The 20,581-nt window shown below is 63.5% G+C and carries 24 protein-coding genes and 2 pseudogenes; 18 read left to right on the top strand and 8 right to left on the bottom strand.

From position 1 onward, the window contains the following. Window positions 1-26 precede the first annotated feature (26 nt). From AC1PQG_RS14620 to AC1PQG_RS14630, 3 genes are read left to right on the top strand one after another with little or no spacing between them, the layout of a single operon-like run. Complete coding sequence (locus AC1PQG_RS14620) at window positions 27-1,094, top strand: hypothetical protein (protein WP_481118566.1); 1,068 nt, start codon at window positions 27-29, stop codon at window positions 1,092-1,094. Further along, window positions 1,084-1,644 carry a GTP-binding protein gene (locus tag AC1PQG_RS14625; protein ID WP_481118567.1) on the top strand — a complete coding sequence of 187 codons (561 nt, stop codon included), beginning with the start codon at window positions 1,084-1,086 and terminating at the stop codon, window positions 1,642-1,644. The genes AC1PQG_RS14620 and AC1PQG_RS14625 overlap by 11 nt, the downstream gene beginning before the upstream one ends. Further along, complete coding sequence (locus AC1PQG_RS14630; RefSeq protein WP_481118568.1) at window positions 1,637-2,275, top strand: hypothetical protein; 639 nt, start codon at window positions 1,637-1,639, stop codon at window positions 2,273-2,275. The genes AC1PQG_RS14625 and AC1PQG_RS14630 overlap by 8 nt, the downstream gene beginning before the upstream one ends. A 10-nt stretch (window positions 2,276-2,285) precedes the next feature. Here the strand turns inward: AC1PQG_RS14630 and AC1PQG_RS14635 are convergent, their stop codons facing one another. Further along, window positions 2,286-3,725, bottom strand: coding sequence for a M48 family metallopeptidase (locus AC1PQG_RS14635; protein WP_481118569.1), 1,440 nt, complete (start codon window positions 3,723-3,725; stop codon window positions 2,286-2,288). 41 nt (window positions 3,726-3,766) lie between these two features. Here AC1PQG_RS14635 and moaC point away from each other — a divergent pair, with 41 nt between their 5' ends. The 8 genes from moaC (at window position 3,767) to AC1PQG_RS14675 (ending at window position 9,472) form a co-directional block, all read left to right on the top strand. Then, the gene (gene moaC / locus AC1PQG_RS14640) at window positions 3,767-4,246 is read left to right on the top strand and encodes a cyclic pyranopterin monophosphate synthase MoaC (RefSeq protein WP_481118570.1); all 480 of its coding nucleotides are present in this window, start codon (window positions 3,767-3,769) and stop codon (window positions 4,244-4,246) included. Window positions 4,247-4,375: 129 nt separating this feature from the next. Next, a complete protein-coding gene (locus AC1PQG_RS14645; RefSeq protein ID WP_481118571.1) occupies window positions 4,376-5,359 on the top strand; it encodes a tyrosine-type recombinase/integrase in 984 nt (327 codons plus the stop codon). A 245-nt stretch (window positions 5,360-5,604) separates the two neighbouring features. Next, a complete protein-coding gene (locus AC1PQG_RS14650) occupies window positions 5,605-5,835 on the top strand; it encodes a helix-turn-helix transcriptional regulator (protein WP_481118572.1) in 231 nt (76 codons plus the stop codon). Next, window positions 5,832-6,809: a hypothetical protein gene (locus AC1PQG_RS14655; RefSeq protein WP_481118573.1), complete on the top strand. Its 978-nt coding sequence runs from the start codon at window positions 5,832-5,834 to the stop codon at window positions 6,807-6,809. Before AC1PQG_RS14650 ends, AC1PQG_RS14655 begins: the two co-directional genes overlap by 4 nt. After that, window positions 6,806-7,321 carry a hypothetical protein gene (locus tag AC1PQG_RS14660; RefSeq protein ID WP_481118574.1) on the top strand — a complete coding sequence of 172 codons (516 nt, stop codon included), beginning with the start codon at window positions 6,806-6,808 and terminating at the stop codon, window positions 7,319-7,321. Before AC1PQG_RS14655 ends, AC1PQG_RS14660 begins: the two co-directional genes overlap by 4 nt. Then, on the top strand, window positions 7,315-8,373 hold the full coding sequence (locus AC1PQG_RS14665; protein WP_481118575.1) for a DNA primase family protein: 1,059 nt from the start codon (window positions 7,315-7,317) through the stop codon (window positions 8,371-8,373). The genes AC1PQG_RS14660 and AC1PQG_RS14665 overlap by 7 nt, the downstream gene beginning before the upstream one ends. A 181-nt stretch (window positions 8,374-8,554) precedes the next feature. Continuing rightward, window positions 8,555-8,902: a hypothetical protein gene (locus AC1PQG_RS14670; protein WP_481118576.1), complete on the top strand. Its 348-nt coding sequence runs from the start codon at window positions 8,555-8,557 to the stop codon at window positions 8,900-8,902. Window positions 8,903-8,926: 24 nt separating this feature from the next. Next, on the top strand, window positions 8,927-9,472 hold the full coding sequence (locus tag AC1PQG_RS14675; RefSeq protein WP_481118577.1) for a hypothetical protein: 546 nt from the start codon (window positions 8,927-8,929) through the stop codon (window positions 9,470-9,472). A gap of 48 nt (window positions 9,473-9,520) precedes the next feature. Here AC1PQG_RS14675 and AC1PQG_RS14680 read toward each other — a convergent pair whose 3' ends face one another. Next, window positions 9,521-9,727, bottom strand: coding sequence for a hypothetical protein (locus AC1PQG_RS14680; protein WP_481118578.1), 207 nt, complete (start codon window positions 9,725-9,727; stop codon window positions 9,521-9,523). A 332-nt stretch (window positions 9,728-10,059) separates the two neighbouring features. On the opposite strand from AC1PQG_RS14680, the gene AC1PQG_RS14685 reads away from it, so the two are divergent. From AC1PQG_RS14685 to AC1PQG_RS14710, 6 genes and pseudogenes are all read left to right on the top strand, one after another. Beyond that, window positions 10,060-10,356 carry a hypothetical protein gene (locus tag AC1PQG_RS14685; protein WP_481118579.1) on the top strand — a complete coding sequence of 99 codons (297 nt, stop codon included), beginning with the start codon at window positions 10,060-10,062 and terminating at the stop codon, window positions 10,354-10,356. Between the two features lie 139 nt (window positions 10,357-10,495). Beyond that, window positions 10,496-10,600, top strand: a pseudogene (locus AC1PQG_RS14690) (cyclic pyranopterin monophosphate synthase MoaC); the annotation flags it as partial. Between the two features lie 3 nt (window positions 10,601-10,603). Further along, window positions 10,604-11,068, top strand: a complete 465-nt coding sequence (locus AC1PQG_RS14695; RefSeq protein ID WP_481118580.1) for a thiosulfate oxidation carrier protein SoxY — start codon at window positions 10,604-10,606, stop codon at window positions 11,066-11,068. Between the two features lie 11 nt (window positions 11,069-11,079). After that, window positions 11,080-11,397 (top strand): thiosulfate oxidation carrier complex protein SoxZ, encoded by a 318-nt coding sequence (gene soxZ / locus AC1PQG_RS14700; RefSeq protein ID WP_481118581.1) that lies wholly within the window; start codon window positions 11,080-11,082, stop codon window positions 11,395-11,397. A gap of 140 nt (window positions 11,398-11,537) precedes the next feature. Further along, a complete protein-coding gene (locus AC1PQG_RS14705; protein WP_481118582.1) occupies window positions 11,538-13,043 on the top strand; it encodes a CYTH and CHAD domain-containing protein in 1,506 nt (501 codons plus the stop codon). Between the two features lie 71 nt (window positions 13,044-13,114). Next, the gene (locus AC1PQG_RS14710; protein ID WP_481118583.1) at window positions 13,115-13,567 is read left to right on the top strand and encodes a SixA phosphatase family protein; all 453 of its coding nucleotides are present in this window, start codon (window positions 13,115-13,117) and stop codon (window positions 13,565-13,567) included. 93 nt (window positions 13,568-13,660) lie between these two features. On the opposite strand, the gene AC1PQG_RS14715 is transcribed toward AC1PQG_RS14710, so the two are convergent. The 3 genes from AC1PQG_RS14715 to AC1PQG_RS14725 are packed head-to-tail and all read right to left on the bottom strand — an operon-like array spanning window position 13,661 to window position 16,458. Beyond that, window positions 13,661-15,034 (bottom strand): NAD(P)(+) transhydrogenase (Re/Si-specific) subunit beta, encoded by a 1,374-nt coding sequence (locus AC1PQG_RS14715; protein ID WP_481118584.1) that lies wholly within the window; start codon window positions 15,032-15,034, stop codon window positions 13,661-13,663. Further along, a complete protein-coding gene (locus AC1PQG_RS14720) occupies window positions 15,034-15,318 on the bottom strand; it encodes an NAD(P) transhydrogenase subunit alpha part 2 (RefSeq protein ID WP_079435886.1) in 285 nt (94 codons plus the stop codon). The genes AC1PQG_RS14715 and AC1PQG_RS14720 overlap by 1 nt, the downstream gene beginning before the upstream one ends. 15 nt (window positions 15,319-15,333) lie before the next feature. After that, window positions 15,334-16,458, bottom strand: coding sequence for an NAD(P) transhydrogenase subunit alpha (locus AC1PQG_RS14725; protein ID WP_481118585.1), 1,125 nt, complete (start codon window positions 16,456-16,458; stop codon window positions 15,334-15,336). Between the two features lie 153 nt (window positions 16,459-16,611). Here AC1PQG_RS14725 and corA point away from each other — a divergent pair, with 153 nt between their 5' ends. Then, window positions 16,612-17,694 carry a magnesium/cobalt transporter CorA gene (gene corA, locus AC1PQG_RS14730; protein ID WP_481123012.1) on the top strand — a complete coding sequence of 361 codons (1,083 nt, stop codon included), beginning with the start codon at window positions 16,612-16,614 and terminating at the stop codon, window positions 17,692-17,694. A gap of 2 nt (window positions 17,695-17,696) precedes the next feature. Here the strand turns inward: corA and AC1PQG_RS14735 are convergent, their stop codons facing one another. The 3 genes and pseudogenes from AC1PQG_RS14735 to hyi form a co-directional block, all read right to left on the bottom strand. Continuing rightward, window positions 17,697-18,518, bottom strand: a complete 822-nt coding sequence (locus AC1PQG_RS14735) for a PP2C family protein-serine/threonine phosphatase (protein WP_481118586.1) — start codon at window positions 18,516-18,518, stop codon at window positions 17,697-17,699. Between the two features lie 622 nt (window positions 18,519-19,140). Further along, window positions 19,141-19,577 (bottom strand): annotated as a pseudogene (locus AC1PQG_RS14740) (amidase family protein). 104 nt (window positions 19,578-19,681) lie between these two features. Further along, the gene (gene hyi / locus AC1PQG_RS14745) at window positions 19,682-20,452 is read right to left on the bottom strand and encodes a hydroxypyruvate isomerase (protein WP_481123013.1); all 771 of its coding nucleotides are present in this window, start codon (window positions 20,450-20,452) and stop codon (window positions 19,682-19,684) included. Between the last annotated feature and the right edge of the window lie 129 nt (window positions 20,453-20,581).

Consider the following 20,581-nt stretch of genomic DNA (forward strand, 5'->3'; position numbering starts at 1 on the left):
CAGTCTTCCTGTTGCACATCGGAAGCATGGATAACCGCTTGATCGGACTCTCCATCGAACGGCACTGGAAGCAGAGCATCCGCCTCGCACAGTCCCTCGACGAAGCCGACGTCGTCCTCGTGGATCATGACCGCCCCGGCGTCGACGAAGCTCTGAGGCAGTTGGCCAGCCGCCCCGGGATCGGTGTCGTCGGCTATGCGTTCCGTCCCGAGAGCCTGCAGACCCGCTTTCCCAACCATCTCACCGTCAGCAAGCCTCTCAATCTGGATGCACTGCCCGGTGTACTGAACCAGGCTGCACAGCTCGGACGCCCTCCACAGCAGGTCGCCCTGGCCAACAGGGTGATCCCGGAGAGCAGCGAGCCCCGCCCACGGGCCAGCGACGAGGAGCCGGATCTATGCGGCTCACTCGACGACATACCGCCCTCGCCCCGCGCCCCCCTGCCCGCCAAGCTGTTTTTCGAACCCACCCAATACCTGGTCGGACATCTGGCCCGGGCGCTGGATGAAGCGATCAAGACCGGCCGCCCCCACGTCGTGTCGGGCCTGCCCCGCCTGATCGGCGTCCACCCCTTGCCGCAGCCCGTTTGCGTCACGAGCTTCCGCGACACGCAATTGCGACCTTTCTCCATGGCCCAGCTGCCGGATGCTACGGCACGCGTCGTCAATGCCCTGACCTTCAGCGGCTCCGGCAGCACGGACACGCTCCATACCGCCGAAGACTTCCTGTGGAACATTGCGGCATGGGCTGCCCGCGGCCGCCTCCCGATCGGCGTCGATCCCTATCGGCCCGTGCGCCTGCGGGCTTGGCCCAACTTCACGCGGACCTGGGCGGCACCGCATGCACTACGGATCGTCGCCCTATGGACCCGCGAGTGGGCCAGTCCGGTGGAGATCGCGAGACGGCTCGGGATTCCGCAACGCTACGTCTTCTCGGTTTACACATCCGCTCGCTTTGCCGGACTGTTCCAGCCGGAGCCCGTTGCGACGATCTCGCCCCCTGAACAAGCGGCCAACGATGTAGCGCCCCCCATTCCCCCCCAACGTCCCTCCATCCTTTCCCGCATTCTGAGGAAACTTCTCAATGCTGTCTGAACGCGTCCGTCACAATAAGATCATCTTCTCCGGCACCGTGGGTGCCGGCAAAAGCACAGCCATCAATGCCTTGAGCGACATCTTGCCGGTCAGCACCGAAGCGCTGGCCACCGACGAGATCGCCGGCATGAAGAAAACCACCACCGTCGCCATGGACTACGGCGTACTCAACCTGCCCGGCGGAGAGAAGGTCATGCTCTACGGCACACCGGGCCAGGAACGCTTCAGCTTCATGTGGGAGATTCTCAGTAACGGCGGGATCGGCCTGATCCTGCTGATCAACAACGCCCAGCCTGAACCTCTGACCGACCTGGAGAACTACCTGGGCGCCTTCTCAAACTTCATCGCCGGCACTGCCGTCACCATTGGCGTCACGCACATGGATCGCGCACCAGCTCCGGATCTGGATGCGTATCGGGCCCGCCTGGCCGAACTCGGGCACACCCCTGTGCCCGCAGTCTTCCGCGTCGACGCCCGTAGCCGCGATGACGTGGCAATGCTGGTGAAGGCACTTCTCTTCACCCTCAATCCTGGACTGAGCGATGCTTGAAATCGTCCCCGGCTACCATCTCGCCGTCACGCCCTACGGTGCCTGGCAGGCCGTTGCCCGTACCGACGACGGCTGTCCCCGGCGGCGAATCCTGCGCAGCATCCTGCAGAAGGTGGAAAGCCCGCTGCTGGACTTGGAGACGGCTACCATGTGGAGCGGGGAAGCATCACCGGAAATAGCCCTGGAAACCCTCCTGTCCCTACAGAACGACGCCAGCCTCGAAGCCTGGCCATCCCCCCGGAGCGCACCGACCGGCGCATTGGGAACCACCCTGCCCCAGTATCTGGCGGTACTCAGCGACAGTGGCCAGGCCTTGCTTGCCGATCACCAGGGCTTCTGCCTGGCAGTTACCGGCTACGCGGCCGACATCGGCGATGCGCTGGCTGCTGTCGGGGCCGACATCCTGTCGGTCGCCGAACGGCAGGCGGCTCCACTGGCGCAACTTGGGGCCCATCTTCTCGACGGCTGGGGAAACGTGGACGCAGCGGGCGTCAGTGGCCTCAGCTTCTGGCCCATGCATGTAGGGCGTACACGGCTGGTACTGGCGGTCAGCGGACGGCCACGCTTCAATCAACGCGCCTTTGCCGACCTGGTATGGGCCCTGTACACCCGTTACGGCCAGATGATCTGAACGTCGTCAATCAACGCTGTTCACGCTTCTCTTTCATCTGTTCCGCCAGCAGCGCCCGCACCTCACGTAGACGGGAGTCCACCGCCGAGTGCTCGAAGAAATCACCATCGGCTGCGCCTTGTGCCAGCGTGAGCTGCTCGGCCGCCGCCGCATAGTTGCCCTGGATCGCGTAGACCTCGCCCAGCGAACGATGCTGAGCGAGACGCCTGCCTAAGCCCGACTCGGCACGGGCCCGCAACTCCCACAAGGCGGCATTTCCCGGCCGTGTCTGCACCTCGGCCTTGACCAGATCAAGGGCCTCTGCGTATTTCCCGCCATCGGCCAGCGCCCCCAGCTCCCCATAAAGCAGACGCAGGGACTGGGGGAAGCGCGCACGCGCCTCACGAAAGATCTTTGCCGCCCCGGCCGGATCTCCATGAGCAAGGCGTAGATCCGCCTCCAGGCCGTCAATCATCGGCGACACCACGTGACGCTTGCGCAGTTCAGCCATGGCCCTGTCCGCATCCGCCAGCCGCTTGGCTGCCAGGTAGGCTCGCGTCAGCTCATATTGCGTCGGTGCCGACAGGGACGCGCTGCGCGCTGCCCGCTCCAGCTCCTCGATCTGCTCGCGGCGCACCTGCTTGCCGATCTTCAGCTTGGCCCGCACCAACTGGAAATCGAGGGAGTCCGGCACCTGGCGATACGGCATCTGCATCACCCGCCCCTCCATCTCGTTGATCCGGTCGGAGGTCAGCGGGTGGGTGCGCAGATACGCCGGAGCGCTGTTCTCGTAGAGCCGACTGTTCTTCTGCAGGCGTTCGAAGAAACTCGACATGCCGCGCACGTCGAAACCCGCCGCGCCCAGGTTCTGCACGCCGAGCCGGTCAGCCTCGCTTTCGAAGTCCCGCGAGTAGGCGAGCTGATTGCTGATGCCCGCCGCCTGGCCGGCCATGATCGCCGCCTGGCTGACCTGCGAATTGGACTTGGCGGCCAGCACCGCCACCAGCAGGGATGCCAGCATCAGGATACCGGTCTGGCTCTGCTTGCCGACCATGCGCGCAATATGGTGCTGGGTGACGTGGGCGATTTCGTGGGACAGCACGCCGGCCAGCTCAGACTCGCTCTGCGCCGCGACGATCAGCCCGGTATGCACGCCGATCTTGCCGCCCGGCATCGCGAACGCGTTGAGCGAAGGGTCGTTAACGCCGAAGAACTCGAAGGGAAGCCCCGCCCCAGCCCCTGCAGCCACCAACCGGTCACCGAGATTGTTCAGATAGTCCTCGATCTCGGCATCCTGCAGGTAGGCCGGATCGCGCCAGCGGATCTCGCGCATGATCTGCGCGCCGATGCGCTGTTCCGCGACCGGAGAAAGATCGCTCGCGGAACTGTCGCCGAGCTCCGGCAGGTTCTGGGCAAAGCCGCGCGGCATCATGGCCACGCACAACAGGGCGGCGATCAGTCGATTTTTCACGGTGCTATGATACGCGACCCCTGCAACCAGTTCCCCGCCCCATGAGCGACGCCTTCACCCATTTCGACGCCCACGGCCAGGCCCACATGGTGGATGTCTCTGCCAAGTCCGAAACCCGCCGGGTTGCCCGCGCCGAAGGGCGCATCGTGATGCAGCCCGCCACCCTGGCCAGGATCCTTGCTGGCGACAACAAGAAGGGCGACGTGATCGGCATCGCGCGCATCGCCGCCATCCAGGGCGCCAAGCGGACCGCAGACCTGATCCCCCTGTGCCACCCGATTCCGCTGACCCGCGTCGCCGCCGATTTCGTGCCTGAAGGCGAGGACACCATCCGCTGCACCGTCACTGCCGAAACCGTCGGCCGTACCGGTGTCGAAATGGAAGCCCTCACCGCCGTCCAGGTCGGACTGCTCACCATTTACGACATGTGCAAGGCCGTGGACAAGGGCATGACGATGGAAGGCATCCGCCTGCTCGAAAAGGAAGGCGGCAAGTCCGGGCACTGGAAGGCGGAAGACTAAGCTTCTGATCTTGCTGGAGATTCAACCCAGCCAAAATCGGAGCAGCTTTCACTAAGCCGACACGGCTTTGAGCACTGCCAGGGGTTCAAATCAACTTCTGTCCAACGTTTGTCCAAATGGGGATGAACGATGGCTTCAATCAGACCACGGGGCGAGCGTTGGCAAGCCCGAGTTACGCGCCAGGGGTTCCCGCCCGAGGTAAAGAGCTTCCGCACGAAACAGGAGGCGGAAGCCTGGGCACGGGCCATAGAAACAGAGATCGACAAGGGCACGCACCAGTGCCGCATTGAGGCTGAGCGCACGACCCTGGGCGAGGTAATTGCGCGTTACGCCGAGGAAGTCACTCCGACCCACAAGGGCGCGAGAGACGAGGCTATCCGCTTGAAGGCCCTCGCCCGGCACCGGATCGCCAAATACGCGCTGGCGAACCTCACATCCAAGGCCGTTGCCCAGTACCGTGACGACCGGCTCCAATCGGTCTGCGCCTCGACCGTTATCAGGGATCTGGCGGCACTCTCTTCGATCCTCAACCACGCACGGCGGGAGTGGGGCTATCCCATTCCCGCCGTGGTGCAAGCAGTCCGCAAGCCCCGCGTACCGCAAGGCCGGGAACGTGTGCTGAGTGCTGCCGAAGAACAGGCCCTGCTCGAAGCCGCAGCCCCCATCAACCGCCGTAACCCTTGGGTGCAGCCGATCATCGTCATTGCGCTCGAAACGGCCATGCGGAAAGGCGAACTGCTTGCATTGGAGTGGCGAAACGTGAGCTTGGAACGGCGCACGGCCCTGCTGCCCGACACGAAGAACGGCACCCGGCGGATTGTCCCGCTCTCAACCCGTGCCGTGGAGGTGCTGCGGGCCCTGCCCCGATCCATCAACGGGCGGGTGTTCCAAATCGAGGTGGCGAACCTGCACGCAAGATTTAAGGACGCATGCGCGCGGGCGGGCATCGAGGAACTTCACTTCCATGATCTGCGGCACACGGCCACAACCCGGCTGGCCCAGAAACTGCCGAACCTGGCCGAGCTGTCCGCAGTGACTGGGCACAAGAGCTTGCAAATGTTGAAACGCTACTTCCACCCAGACGCGGAGGAATTGGCCCGGAAGCTGGGCTAAGGGTGGCAGCGAATAGGCCCCGCGGGGCCTATTACAAAGACTTACAATGTAAATTCTCGCGCTCAGAAACGGCGATTTGTGCAGCAGTGTGATAGAGCGTGATGCAGTGGGACGCAGTGTGAACTTAGCCCGCCCCAAACGCCCTGATCATCGAAACACTAAAGGAATCAGCTGGTTGCGTTGTACATCGTGGTGTAGAGAATACGTATCGCGGGGATTTTCCCGTATCCCAAAAGGAAACCGCGATGCACAACGCAACCACGCAACACACCCCTGACTTCCCGGCCGAACGCATGACGCGCGAAGAGGCCGCCCACTACCTGGGAGTGTCCAAAACCTTCCTCGCCCAGGATGCCACGCACCGCCGCCACGGTGTGCCCTTCTACAAGATCGGCGCCAAGGTTGTGTTCTACCTGCGCAGTGAGTTGGACAACTGGCTCGCGGCCCACAAGGTGGCAGACAAGGTGGCCGCATGAGCACGAGTGAGAACCAACCCTTGGAGTTCGGTATCTTGGCGATGGCTCTGGCCTTCTGCCGCCTGATCCTGGGCGAAGGCATCCGCACCCTGTTCGTGATGCCGGGCGCGCAGCACTACCAGTTCAGCACTGACGAGGAAATGCTCGCCAAGGCCGCCGAGTTGGACGCAGCAGGCAAGACCGTTTATCACGGCTGCTCGACATACGTGACCCCTCAAGTCACCGGCCCGGACGGGAAGCCCCGCTTCCGCACAAAGGAGAACGTCCGCGAGGTGAAGGCCGCATGGCTGGACATCGACTGCGGGGCGGACAAGGCCGCCAAGGGCCAGGGCTACGCCACGAAGAAGGAAGCCGCCCAGGCCTTCAATGCGTTCATCAAGGCCAACGGCCTACCGCAGCCCACGTGGATCGTGGATAGCGGCAACGGCCTGCACGTGTACTGGGCCTTTGTTGAGCCTGTGGATCGCGCGACCTGGGAGCCCACTACTATGGGCCTCGGCGCGCTCTGCAAGGCTGCTGGCTTCCTGGCTGACCCCAGCCGCACGAAGGACGCGGCATCGGTGCTGCGCCTGCCCGGCACCACGAACCGCAAAGACCCGGCCAACCCGAAGACGGTGAAGATCAAGCACCAGGGCAAGCCGACCACGCACGGGAAGTTCCACGCGGCGGTTGTTGCGGCTCTCGCAAAGCATGGCACGAGTGAAGGAGCTGCTGCGGAAGGGATGGGCGCCCTGCCGGCCTGGGCCAAGGCCAGCGGGGACGCGGGGAACATCCTTGAAGCGGCACCGCAGCAGCGCAAGCATAGCATCGAGGAAGTGGAACAGGCCCTGGCGCACATTGCCCCTGACTGCGACCGTGCCACATGGTTCCGCGTGCTCGGGGGGTTGGTGAGCGAGTTCGGTGAAAGCGCGCGCGACCTGGGGCGCCGCTGGTCTGCCGGCCTGCTGCAGAAGCCGGAAGGGGGTGCAGCATGAATGCCCCTTGCCTGAAGTTCGACGCGCAGAAGTACGAACGCACATTCGATGACCTGATGGAACGCATGAAGGCTGGCATGGTGAGTACCCCGACAGGGCTGGGCACTGTGTTCGACCTTGCAAAGAAGAGCGGCTGGAGGCCCAAGCACAGCAGCGCCAGCGCCGCGCAGATCGAAGCCGGCACGAGTGGTAACGAGGAAGGCGGGCCGGTGGGTGACATTCGCGCGGGCCGGCTCTTCGCCAAGGCGATGAAAGACAAGCTGCGCTTCGTGGCCCCGCGTAACTGCTGGCTAAAGTGGAACGGCACGGTCTGGGAATGGTGCAACAAAGGCGAGGAGATGCAGGCCGCCAAGAAGGTGGCGGACAAGATCCTTGACCACGTGACTGCGCAGTACAAAGCTGACCCCGAGCGCAACCGGAAGGCCATGGCCTGGGCACTGGCGCTGCAGGGCATCAAGCGCCTGGAAGCCATGATCGAGCTCGCCAAGTCCGAGGAGGTGCCGGCATGCTGAGTATGACGATCGGCCACATGTCCGAGTTGGACGCCGACCCCTGGCTGGTGGGCGTGCTCAACGGCACGGTGAGTTTGAAGACCGCCACCCTGCTGGCCCCCGGTCCGGCCATGCTGATTACGCGCCAGTGCGCCGCTGCATACCGCCATGACGCGGAGTGCCCGCTCTGGGAAAAGTTCGTGGACGACATTTCCCAAGGCGATTCTGAAACGGTGCAGTACCTCCAGCGCGCACTGGGCTACAGCTTGACCGGTGTGACGACCGAGGAGGTGCTGTTCATCTGCTTCGGGCATGGCGCGAACGGCAAATCCGTTTTCAGCAACGTGGTTTCCGCGATCCTGGGAGGCTACGCCCAGACCGCACCCAGTTCCCTGCTGGTGACTCGCGCCAACGGTGACACGGGTCCGCGCCCAGACATTGCCCGACAGTGCGGTGCCCGCTACCTGGGGATCAACGAACTGGGCCAGGGTGATCGCCTCGATGAGCAACTCGTCAAAGCAGTGGCCGGGCGTGAGCCGATCGCGGCGCGCTACATGTACGGCGACTTCTTTGAGTTCCAACCGACTGCCAAGCCCTGGCTGCGCACGAACCACCGCCCCATCGTGACGGGTGAGGATGACGGCATCTGGCGCCGCCTGCATCTGATCCCCTTCCGCCGCCAGTTCGCCGAGCACGAACGTGACTCCCGGCTCGAAGAGAAGTTGCTCGAAGAGCGCGACGGCATTTTGCGCTGGATGGTGGATGGCTGCCTGGAGTGGCAACGCATCGGCCTGAAGCCTTCCGCGACGGTGCGCCGTGAGTCCGCCGCCTACCGCAAGGAGTCCGATCTGCTGGGTGAGTTCCTGGAGGACAAGACCCTGCGCGGCCCGGATGCACGAGTGGAACAGGGGAAGCTGTACGCACTGTGGAAAACCTGGAACGAGGGCAACGGCACCCGCGCCGGCTCGAAGGCCAGCTTCAGCCGCAAGCTGAATGAGCGCGGCCACGGTGAGGCAAAGAGCAACGGCGCCCGCTTCTACGCCGGCCTGAGTCTGCACGAGGTGGGTATGTAATCGATCAGGGCCGGTAGGGCGTGTTTGTGTCCTGTTTTGGCAAAAGTCCCTATATCTATTTCCTTTAGGACTTTACAGAAAAAGCCATAAAACCCGCCCTACCTGCCCTGTTTGGGGTTCCGACACCCCTACTTCGTGCCCAAGCAGCCACCGAACAGCAAAATTTGAAGGATCACCGCCTGTGAATCAGACCCCCCGTTCGACCAGCAGCTTCCTGAATGCCCTTGCGCACCGCCGCGCCGAGCTTAGTAACGCACCGCCGCGCCCCCAGCCGGCCAAGCACGAGAAGCCGGCAGCACCGCCCCAGCTCGTGGATCAAGTCCGCGCCGTGCTAGCCGGCTGGCCCGAAACCCACCGCCAGAAGATCAGCGCGGAACTGCTGCTGCCGCACCTGAAGGGCAAGTACCGCGACCGCCCCAGCCTTCGTGCGCTGGGGACTGCGCTGCGCCAACTGGGCTTCCGCCACGTGCGCGAATGGTCGGGCAAGGACGCCGGCCGCCGCTTCTGGCTCGAGCCAGAATCAAACTGAACAACTACCGTGAGGAAATTCGACATGACCACTACCAACCCCCCCAGCCTCAAGAGCAACGCCACGCCCGCCGAGTGGTTCGCCCACGGCCTCACTGAACACGCACTGTGCCGCGCACAGGAGCTGCGCTCTGACAGCCCGCCGGATTACCGGTACTACATCACCTCGTGCCAGGAGCACATCCGCGTCCTGTGGAAGGATCACGCCATCGCGCGCAATGCATCCTTGGCCGAGTTCGAGAGCGGCGAGCAGGAGCAGTTCAGCTTCAACGTGACGAACACGGGCGTGGCGGCGGTCCTGGGCGGTATCGCCCGCCAGCTTGGCTGGCGCGTCATGCCTGCGGCACTGATGGCTGACGTGATGAACGGCTATCCGTATCTCGCCCAGAAGGTTGAAGCCGAGTGTCGCGCGTGGGTGGCATGGGCCGATGCCGTGTCTGCGATGATCCGAGCCTACCCCCGCACGAAAGATGACATTGCTGCGGCACAGCTCATGATGTTCAGGCTGCGCGAGATGGCAGACGAGATCGTGACCCGTCTGCATGAGAGCTTCCCACGCGAGAAGGTGTAACCAAGGACTGGCCGGGGCAACCCGGCCTTTTTCATTTCGTGCCGCCCCTCACTCGCACAGATGGCGTAACCGCCCCTTGAGCCAACCCCAGAAGCCAGCCTGGGGTTCATCGAACTTGTATTTCCCTGGCGCACTACCCGTGAGCACCGCCCCGGTGATGACCGGGACCACCACCGTTTTGCCGGACAGTGCGTCCGTGCCTTCAGTGAATCGAGTCACCCGATATGGGCGGGTCTTGGGGAGAAAGGCGATCATCGAACAACACCCATAAATGTAGGCAAATTAACAGTGAGCAAATACGGGCGCCTCATGCGTGAAACGGGTACCCCCCCGCCAAGGGGTCACACACGTTGGTCCCTCCCGGGGGGGCACCCGCCGGCCTGTCCAGCCGCACGACCTACCCGAACGCCCGTTCAAATAGACGCACAAGGTAACGTGTTAGCACATACAAATCAATAACTTACGATGAACGTGGGTGCATTTTGGTGTTATAGTGGGTGCCTGTCTTGCACGAGACAGAGCGGCGAAGCAGGAGGTGACAGCCTCCCGCCCGCCTAGATCAAACCATGCTGACTGAGAGCACGAAAATGACCTTCGGAAACAATACCACGCCCGATCAATCCTTCCTCGATGCACCCGCGACCGTGAAGGTGCAGGTAGCCCAGGGGGAAGCCGAGAACGCGGAAGCCCTCGCACAGCGCGAAGCATCCCGCCTGCAGCACGAAGAGCGTGTGCGGATCGTGAAGGCCCTGTGCGGCACCCCGGATACCCTGTGCGACGTGCTGTCTGAACTGAGCGCCGATGAACTGGGCAAGCTGGGCGGCACGGTTGAGTGTGTGGCGGATGTGCGCGAGTGGCACGAGGAAGAACCGGCGGTGCTTTGACAGCGCGCCTCGGGTGCAGCACAGTGGACAAGGCCGGGCTAATCCGGCCGTTTTCTGTCCAAATTTTGTCCAAATCACGTTGGACAGAAGGTACAAAGTGAACCCTGAAACCCGCGTAGATACTGGCTTCCAGCCCCGGATAAGCGACATGTGCAAGGCCGTGGACAAGGGCATGACGATGGAAGGCATCCGCCTGCTCGAAAAGGAAGGCGGCAAGTCCGGGCACTGGAAGGCGGAAGACTAAGGCATGCGCCGCCGGAGCTTTCTGCAGGCCTTCGGCTCCGCCGGTGCCTTGGCCCCTCTTGTCGGCACCGGCCTGCTGAAGCCCGGGATGGCGCTCGGCACGGAGAGCGGGCGAGACGCCTTCGAAGCCCGGACGGCCCTTGATGCGCTGCGCCTGCTCGGTGCCGGCGCCGCCGAACAGAACGCCGCATTGATCATCCGGGCGCCGGAAATCGCCGAGAACGGCGCCGCCGTGCCGATCGAAGGCATCAGCGCCATTCCGGGCACCACTCAACTGACCGTGCTCGTGGACAAGAACCCCTTTCCACTTGTGCTGCAATTCAGCTTCGGCCCGGAAGTCCTCCCGCGCTTCCAGACCCGCATCAAGATGGCCGAGAGTTCGCGCCTGCGGCTGGTCGCCATGGCTGGCGGCAGGTTCTACACCGTGTTCCGGGACGTGAAGGTCACCATCGGCGGCTGCGGAGAGTAAAGCACATCACCATGGCCGATCCGATCAAGATCCGCGCAACACTGAAGGGCAGCACCGGCGAAGTCCGGCTGCTGATCCCCCACCCGATGGAATCGGGCCTGCGCCACGATCCTGCAGGGCAAACCATCCCTGCCCACTACATCACATCCATGACGTTGAGCCTCAACGGCCGTTCTATCCTTGAAGCCGGGTTCGGTACCGCCGTGTCAGCCAACCCCTTGTTCACCTTCCAGTTGCAGGACGTCAAGGCCGGCGACAAGGTCGGTGTCGCGTGGCTCGACAATCGCGGACAGCGCGGCAGCACGGAAACCGTGTTCGACACGAACTGACTTCTCAAGGCCGGCCAAGGCCGCCTTTGTCATCTGCCCAAGCAAGACAGCGCCTTCGACACGGGGCTAGAATGCCCCGATTTCCGTCGGCATTATTTTTTTCAGCCGGCACCGCGCTCCCTCTTTGCCAACGGCCCGCCATGAGCAACGAAATCGAACTCAAGCTCACCTTCCCGCAAAAATCCCTGGCCGCCCTGCGCCGCCACCCGCTGATCGCCGAAGCGCCCCGTGAAGGTCGTAGCGTCACCCTGGAAAACACCTATTTCGACACGCCCGAGCTGGAGCTGCGCGAACGCCGCATGGCCGTGCGCACCCGCAAGGCCGGCAGCCACTGGCTACAGACGGTGAAGTGCGCCGCCGAATCCCTCGGCGGCCTGTCCAGCCGGCCGGAATGGGAGCAGCCCTACGCCAACGGCAGCTTCGACTTCTCGGCCATCGACCGGGACGACGTGCGCAACCGCCTCGACAGCCTGCACCCGCGCCTGATCCCGGTATTCACCACCCATTTCAAACGCGAAACCTGCATCCTCACGCCGCGCGAAGGCGTCAAGGTGCTGGCGATGATCGACAGCGGGACCATCGAAGCCGCCGAGCGCAGCAAGCCCCTGTGCGAGCTCGAACTGGAGCTGGTGGAAGGCGATCCACGCGAGCTGTATGCCATCGCGCTGCAACTGGCGGAAACCCTGCCCCTCACCCCGGAAAACGTCAGCAAGGCCGAGCGCGGCTATCGCCTCTATTCCAATCACGCCCTGCGCCCTGCCAAGGCCAGGCCGTCGCGGCTGAGCGCCGAACAATCCCCGGTGGACGCCTTCCGCGTCATCGGCTTCGACTGCCTGGCGCTGTGGCAGGCCAATGAATCCGGCGCGCGGGAAAGCGACGATCCGGAGTTCATCCACCAGTTGCGGGTCGCCCTACGCCGCCTGCGCTCCGCGCTGCGCCTGTTCGGACCAGCACTTCCAGCCGAGTTCGTGCAGCGCTGGTCCGACGGGCTCAAGGACGCTGCCGACGGGCTCGGCGCCGCCCGCGACCTCGACGTGATGATTGCCGAGGTGCTCACGCCGGTGGCCGAATCCGGCCTCGCCGACGAAGCAACCCAGCGCCTGATCGCTATGGCCGTGGACCGCCGCGACCGGGAAAAGGCCGCAGCCCGCGAACAGCTCCTCGCCGCCAGCCACGGCCGTCAGATGTTGGCCCTTGCCGCCGACCTCTATGCGCTCGAGAGCGACGCACTGGTGAAGTCCGCCAATCTCACCACCTTCGCCCGCCTGCAGCTGAGTCAATTGCGCAAACGGGCGCGCAAGCGCCATACCGTCGCCCAGGAGCTGCATCCGGAAAAACTCCACGAGCTGCGGGTCTCCCTCAAGCGCCTCCGTTACGCCATCGAATTCCTGCTGCCCCTGCTGCCGGAAAAGGCCACCGTGCGCTACGCCAACGATATCGCGGATGTCCAGGAGATCCTCGGCTATCTCAACGACGAAGCCGTCGCCCGCAGCCGCCTGAAAGCCTGGGCAGGCAAGGATCCCGAACTACGCAGCGGCGCGGCCTTCGTCGCCGGCTGGCATGCTCCGCGCATCGCCCGCCTGCGCAAGAGCGTGCTGCCCGCCCTCGAACCCATCCTGTGGGGCAAGGCTCCGTGGAGACGATGATGGTTTCATCTTCCGGTAACGTCCCGGCCGCAGACTCCCGCCCTCTTTCGAGGAGAGAGGAGACCCATAAAATGGATTTACTGCTGTGGCGCCACGCCGAAGCCGTGGACGGCCTGCCGGACAGCACCCGTGAGTTGACCGAGCGCGGCCTGCGCCAGGCTCACAAGGTAGCCGAGTGGCTGGAAAGCCGCCGCCCCAAGAAGCTGCGCGTGCTGGTCAGCCCGACCACACGCACCCGCCAGACGGCGAGCGCCTTCACCAAGGATTTCGAGATCGTCCAGGCCCTGGCGCCGGGAAACGACATTTCCGGCATTCTGGCCGCCTGCGGCTGGCCGGATGGCGGTGGCTCGGTGCTGGTCGTCGGCCATCAGCCGGAACTCGGCCGCCTGGCCTCCCTGCTGCTGTCCGGCCATGAAGCCGACTGGACCATCAAGAAGGGCGCGCTGTGGTGGTTCACCAACCGCGTCCGCGAAGATGAGACCCAGACGGTATTGCGTACGGTGATGCCGGCCGATCTGGTTTAACGACATCGGCCACAGGATTGCAAAAGGGCCACCAGGTTTCCCCGGTGGCCCTTTTGTCCGAGGCGCGAAATCTGCAACTGCGCCTTTACACCCTTACACCGACAGCGCCTTCACGTGCTGGATGACTTCACCGATCGCCTGCTGGGCCGAGCCGTACAGCAGACGGGTGTTGTCCTTGTAGAACAGCGCGTTCTCGATGCCCGAGTAGCCGGTACCCTTGCCGCGCTTCACGACGATGACGTTCTGCGCCATGTCCGCGTTGAGGATCGGCATGCCGTAGATAGGGCTGGACTTGTCGGTGCGCGCCGACGGGTTCACCACGTCGTTGGCACCGATCACCAAGGCCACGTCGGCCTGCGGGAAATCGCCATTGATCTCTTCCAGGTCGAAGATCTTGTCGTAGGGCACGCCCGCCTCGGCCAGCAGCACGTTCATGTGGCCCGGCATCCGCCCCGCCACCGGGTGGATCGCGAAGCTGACGTCCACCCCGGCCTCCTCCAGCAGTTCGGTCATCTCCCACACCTTGTGCTGGGCACCGGCCACAGCCATGCCGTAGCCCGGCACGATAATGACCTTGGAGGCGTAGCGCATCATCGCCGCCGCATCCATCGCGCCGACTTCCTTCTGCTCGCCTTCCACCGCTTCGCCACCGCCGGCCGCCGCCATCGGCACGAAGAGGATGTTGCTGATCGGCCGGTTCATGGCCTTGGCCATCAACTGGGTCAGCAGCGTGCCGGCAGCACCGACCACGATGCCAGCGATGATCAGCGCCGGAATGCCCATCACGAAGCCTTCGAAACCCACGGCCAGGCCGGTGAAGGCGTTGAACAGGGAGATCACCACCGGCATGTCGGCGCCGCCGATCGGCAGCGTGATGACGGTGCCAAGCACCAGCGCCAGGATGAAGAAGGCGCCGACCAAGGTCGGATCGACCTGCGGAGCGATCACGATGGCCGCGCCGACACCCACGGTAACCAGTGCGAGGAGGATGTTTACCCCGTTCTGAGCCGGCAGCCGGAAGGCCTTCTTCATGACGCCCTGCAGCTTCGCCCAGGCCACCACGGAGCCCGCGAAGGACACCGCACCAATCAGCGCACCGAGAGTTGCCAGCAGGGTCACGACCACGCCGTGCATCTCGCCGCGGGCGAACTCCACCGCCGCGATGGCCGCCGCGGCGCCGCCACCCATGCCGTTGTAGATCGCCACCATCTGCGGCATGTCGGTCATGGCGACCTTCTTGCCGGAGATCCAGGCCAGCGCACCGCCGATGGCGATAGCGATGATCATCAACGCGAAGTTGTTCATGCCCGGGGTAAGGAAGGTCACCACGGTGGCGAGCACCATGCCGACGCCAGCCCAGACGATGCCCTTGCGCGCCGTCACCGGCGAACTCATGCCCTTCAGGCCGAGGATGAAGAGGATTGCGGCGACGAAGTAACTCGCGTCAATCAGCCACTTGATAGCCATCAGTTCTTCTCCTTAGCCTTGAACATGGCGAGCATGCGTTCGGTCACCACGTAGCCGCCCGCCGCGTTGGCGGCACCGAGCAGCACGGCAACGAAGCCGATGGCCTGTTCGAGCGGGGTTTCCGCCTGGCCGAGGGCGATCATGCCGCCCACCAGCACCACGCCGTGCACGAAGTTCGAGCCGGACATCAGCGGGGTGTGCAGGATCACCGGCACACGGGAAATCACCTCGTAGCCGGTGAAGGCGGCGAGCATGAAGATGTAGATTGCAACAAATCCGTCCATGATCTCGTCTCCCGGTCAGAGGCCCAGGGCCTGCTTGACGCCCGCGTGGCGAACTTCGCCCGCGTGGGTCAGACAGGCACCGGCCATCACTTCATCGTCCCAGTCGAGGGTCAGCGCGCCGTCCTTGATGAACGGGCTGATGAAGTTGAAAAGGTTCTTGGCGTACATCTCGGAGGCATGCACCGGCATGCGGCTTGGGATGTGGGTCGGGCCGACGATGAGGGTCTCGCCGACCCACACCTTTTCGCCGGCCACCGTACCGGCCACGTTGCCGCCGGTCTCGGCCGCCATATCGACGACCACCGAGCCCGGCTTCATGCGCGCCACCATGTCGGCGCTGATGATCACCGGCGCCTTCTTGCCCGGGATCGCGGCAGTGGTGATCAGCGCATCACAATCGGCGACGGCCTTGCCAAGCTTGTCGGCCTGCTGACGCTTTTCGTCGTCGGTGAGCTCGCGGGCATAGCCGCCGGAGCCGGAAGCGGAGACGCCGGTGTCAACAAACTTTGCACCCAGCGACTCGATCTGCTCCTTGGTTTCCGGCCGCACGTCGTAGCCGGAAACCATCGCGCCCAGGCGCTTGGCCGTGGCGATGGCCTGCAGGCCGGCCACGCCGGCGCCGATCACCAGCACCTTGGCCGGGCGGATCGTGCCGGCCGCGTAGGTGAGCATCGGGAAGAACTTCGGCGAATGGTCGGCGGCGATCAGCGCGCACTCGTAGCCCGCCACTGCAGCCTGGCTGGACAGCACATCCATGCTTTGCGCACGGCTGATACGGGGCAGCAGTTCCAAAGCGAAACAGGTGATCTGCTTTTGGCGCAAAAGCTCCACTCGCTCCTTGCTGGACCAGGGTTGTTGCAAACCCACCAGTACCGTACCGGGCTTCAGCTCGGCCAGGGCTTCGAGCCCCAACGGCTGAACCTGCAGGATGACGTCGGCTTTCTGCAGCACCGACTGCGGATCGGCGGTCGATTCAGCGGCTCCGTAATCTTCGTCACGGTAATAAGCCGATGCGCCGGCGCCGGCCTGGAGCAGCAAAGCTGCGCCAAGCCCTTGATATTTCTTGGCTACGTCCGGAACGAGCGCAACGCGGCGCTCTCCCGGCGTAAGCTCTTTGGTCACACCGATGACCAGGGGCATGGAAGCTCCTTCGAGGGGTAGTTGGAAATCTGATATCGTCGCGAGAGGGTTTCGCAGACGACTCGATACTGCCGGATGCCACCCGGGAAAACCCGAATTTCACCCATATCCTGCACGAAAATCCGGTTATTTGAACCGAATATCGCAAATACGATGCGAAAGTCTAGCAAGAAACGATCCCATCCCACTCGGAAGTTAGGGTTACCCCCAGGTTCACTGGTACATATCGGTGAAATCAAGACCGAAAAGCCCAGTATCACCCTCATCGAGTTCGATTCCAACGGTGTTCAGGAGACTCGCTTCGACTCCCTCGAAGCATCCCGCCAATATCAGCCCGGCAATGGCAAGCTGTGGCTGAATGTATATGGGCTGCATGACCCGGCCGTGATGACGGAAATCGGACGACGCTTCAAACTGCATCCGCTGGTACAGGAAGACATCCTGAACACCCACCAGCGTCCCAAGAACGACGAATATGCGGATTATCTATACATCGTCGCACGCTGCTTTGATTTCGATCCGGAAAGCCGCAGCCTGACCTCGGATCAGGTCAGCATCGTGCTCGGGCACAATTTCGTGCTGACGTTCCAGGAACGCGCAACCGGCACCTTCGAAGCGGTGCGCGAACGCCTGCGCTCGGAACGCGGCGCCATGCGCACCCATGGCGTCGACTACCTGGCCTATGCGCTGCTGGATACGCTGGTGGATCGCTATTTCGTGATGCTCGACAACCTGGCCGACATGGCGGAGGAACTGGAAGACCAAGCGCTGACCCGCCCGACACCGGAACTGCTGGCGGAAATCAACCGGGTCAAGCATGAAGCCCTGGTGCTGCGCCGCGCCGTCTGGCCGCTGCGCGAAGTGCTCAACAGCCTGGGACGGGCCGACAACGGCTTCTTTTCCAGCGAAACGCGCCTTTATTTAAGGGATATCTACGACCACACGGTGCATGTGCTCGAAACGCTGGAATCGGTACGCGACCTGCTCGCCGACTTGCTGGACATCTACCTGTCCAGCGTCAGCAACCGGCTCAATACCGAAGTGCGCATCCTCACCGTGCTGACCACGCTGTTCATGCCAGCCACGCTGATCGCGGGCATCTTCGGCATGAACTTCCACGACATGCCACTGCTCGACACACATGACGGCTTTGACATGGCGATGGGCATGATGATTGGCGCCGCGGCACTGATGGCCGCATCGTTCTGGCGCAGAAACTGGCTGCGCACGCGCTGAGTTCAGCGTGTGCGTTTGTTGCTGTCGACTTCGACGAGCTTGACGACGGCCAGGGAGATATTGTCGCCGCCGCCTTTGGCCCGATGGCGTGCCAGTTCGATCAGCGCCGAAGCCGCATCCCGGGGCGACATGCTGGCCAGGATCTGCCCCGTTTCCTCTTCGGTGATGTAGGCCCACAGGCCATCGGAGCACAACAGGAAAGCATCGCCTCCAACCAGCGGCGATGCGTGCCCGAAATCCACCCGCGGCTCCCGCTCCGACCCAAGGCAGGACAGCAATACGTTGCGGTTCGGGTGGCGCAACGCCCCTTCCGGATCGAGCCGTCCCTTACGAACCAGTTCTTCGACCAGCGAATGGTCGATACTGCGGGTCACCAGTTGGCCGGCCCGGAAATGATAAAAGCGCGAGTCCCCGCAATGGGCCCAGTCAGCACGGTCCGGCTGCATCATGAAGACGACCGCCGTACTGTGCGGGTCCTGCTCACTGGTGAAACGGGTGAGCTTGATGACGATATGCGCCTCGTCGACGATGCTGCGCAGCAGGTCGGTTGCACTTTCGGAGGCGGGCGCGAAAGCCTCGAAATTCTGACGGGCCTTCAGGATGACCTGCTCCGCCGCCATCGCACCACCGGAATGCCCACCCATACCATCGGCAAGGACCGCCATCAACGTACCCTTGCGGGTCGGGTGCGCAAAGACGGCAGCCCTGTCCTGCTGCTCGGTCCGATCACCCGTATGCTTGGCCACACAGGCTTCCGCCTGATAGCGCTTCTTGGCTGACGTTGTCTCAGGCACAGCGAAGGACGATGGGTGTGGTTTCAACATAAATGGCATAACCGTAAGAACAGGCCGCCGCCAGCATCTGCGAATACAGCATTCCAGCGTGCCGATCCGTGATCGACGACAACCTCTAATTCAATAATATTAACTGTTAATTTTGGATATACCGGCCCTCCCTTACGCTTTACATAATCTTTCAGAACGTATCCGTGACATTTTCACCATTTTTCGATCGATGTTGAACGGGTATTTTATGCCCCTATCACAAGTACCCATCTCGGTCCGACGTCTGTCAGATAAGCGCCCTACAGTACGAAGCCCCATCCACGTACCGATCAGGGACAACGCCGGTATCGCCACGAAAAGAAACTGCATCCAGCCTTCTGAAATCATTTTCGTCATAATCACCATACATCGGCACGAATGCGCGTCACGGAGCTTTTCCGGCTCGCGCAGGAATCCAGAGACGGAAGCACAAATCCGCCAAGAACGCCCCCCAGCCGCGCCGCCACCGGCAACCGCCTCCGCTGCCAGGCTGGCATGCCGAGCCCGATCTCAACCCCACCGATGATTCCGAAAAGCCTGTGAAGGTGCAACAGGTCAAGGCCCGGCGGCAACGGCCGCTCCACCCGAGCTGCCGCCGGGCATCAGCGCCGGGCTCCAGAGGTTACGCGTTACGCGTCAAGCCGAACAAGGGGCTCCAGCAATGGGGCGCGCCAGCCAGCTCCGGCAGATTGCTCTTGCCGACCACGACGGCCCCCGCCGCCCGCAGCCGGCCGACCACGCAGGCGTCCCGGTCGGTCACATGATCGACCAGCGGCCTGTAGCTGGCGGTGGTACGCAACCCCGGGTGGCAAAGGAATCCTTGAAGGAGATCGGAACGCCCAGCAGCGGCAGACGCTCGCCGACAGCAAGCCTGCCCTCCACGTCCAGCGCGGCCTTGCGCGTGGCCGGAACGTCCACCGTCACAAGCACGTTCAGGCGTGGATTGAAGCGGTCTATACGCTCCAGGCAGCGCTCCAGCAGCTCCGTGGCCGACACCGAAGCGGCCGACACCGCGGCAGCAGCGGACGACGCCGTCCAGTGGAAATCGGGGTCAGGCATGGGGTGCGCTCCTGTGTTGGACACCCGCAGCCCAACAGTTTCGACCCGAACAGCATTTACTCCATCGACATTTTCAGGCACCTGAATGGCGGCATGCCTCGCTACTAAGCAGCCATCCAGCCAAAGGAATCCTCCGTCGCCCCGCTCGGGACGTACTCGCAACCGATCCAGCCGCCGTAGCCCAGGCCACGCAGGTGCTTGAACAGGAAGGGGAAGTTGATCTCGCCTGTGCCCGGCTGATGGCGCCCCGGATTGTCCGCCAGCTGGATGTGGCCGATGCGCGGCAAATGGGTGCCCAGCGTCCGGGCCAGATCGCCCTCCATCACCTGGGCGTGGTAGATGTCGTACTGCAGGAACAGGTTCGGACGTTCTGCCGCATCCAGCAGCGCCAGCGCCGGTACCGTGCGATCCACCATGAAGCCCGGCGTGTCGCGGCTGTTGAGCGGTTCCATCAATACGTGGCGTTCCACCGGGGCCAGGGTATCGGCCGCAAAGCGCAGGTTGTCCACCAGGGTTTCGCGCAGCAGTGCTTCATCGCTATCGGCCGGCCGGAGGCCGGCGAGGCAGTTGATGCGCGGGCATTTCAGTCCTTCCGCGTAGCGCGCCGCTTCCAGCACGCCATCGCGGAACTCGGCGACCCGTTCCGGCAGACACGCGATGCCCCGTTCGCCGCCCGCCCAGTCGCCAGCCGGAAAATTGAACAGCACCACCTCCACCGCCGCGCGCCGGGCGGCATCCACCACCTCGTCGAGGGGAAAGGCGTAAGGAAAATGGAATTCGACCCCCTTGAAGCCGGCTTCCGCGGCTGCCGCGAAACGCTCCAGGAAAGGCTTGTCGAGGAACAGGAAAGACAGATTGGCAGAGAAGCGCAGCATCGCGTAAGTCTCCAGCAGGTGGAAATTGCGTCCGGACAAAGTCTCGACGGTCGCGAGGACCGCCGCGGAAGCCAAACCCGGCCGCCTGATGGGTTATCATGCGCGACTTGACCCCAATAATCCAAGCCC

The sequence above is a fragment of the Zoogloea sp. GDB6 genome, assembly GCF_056724105.1.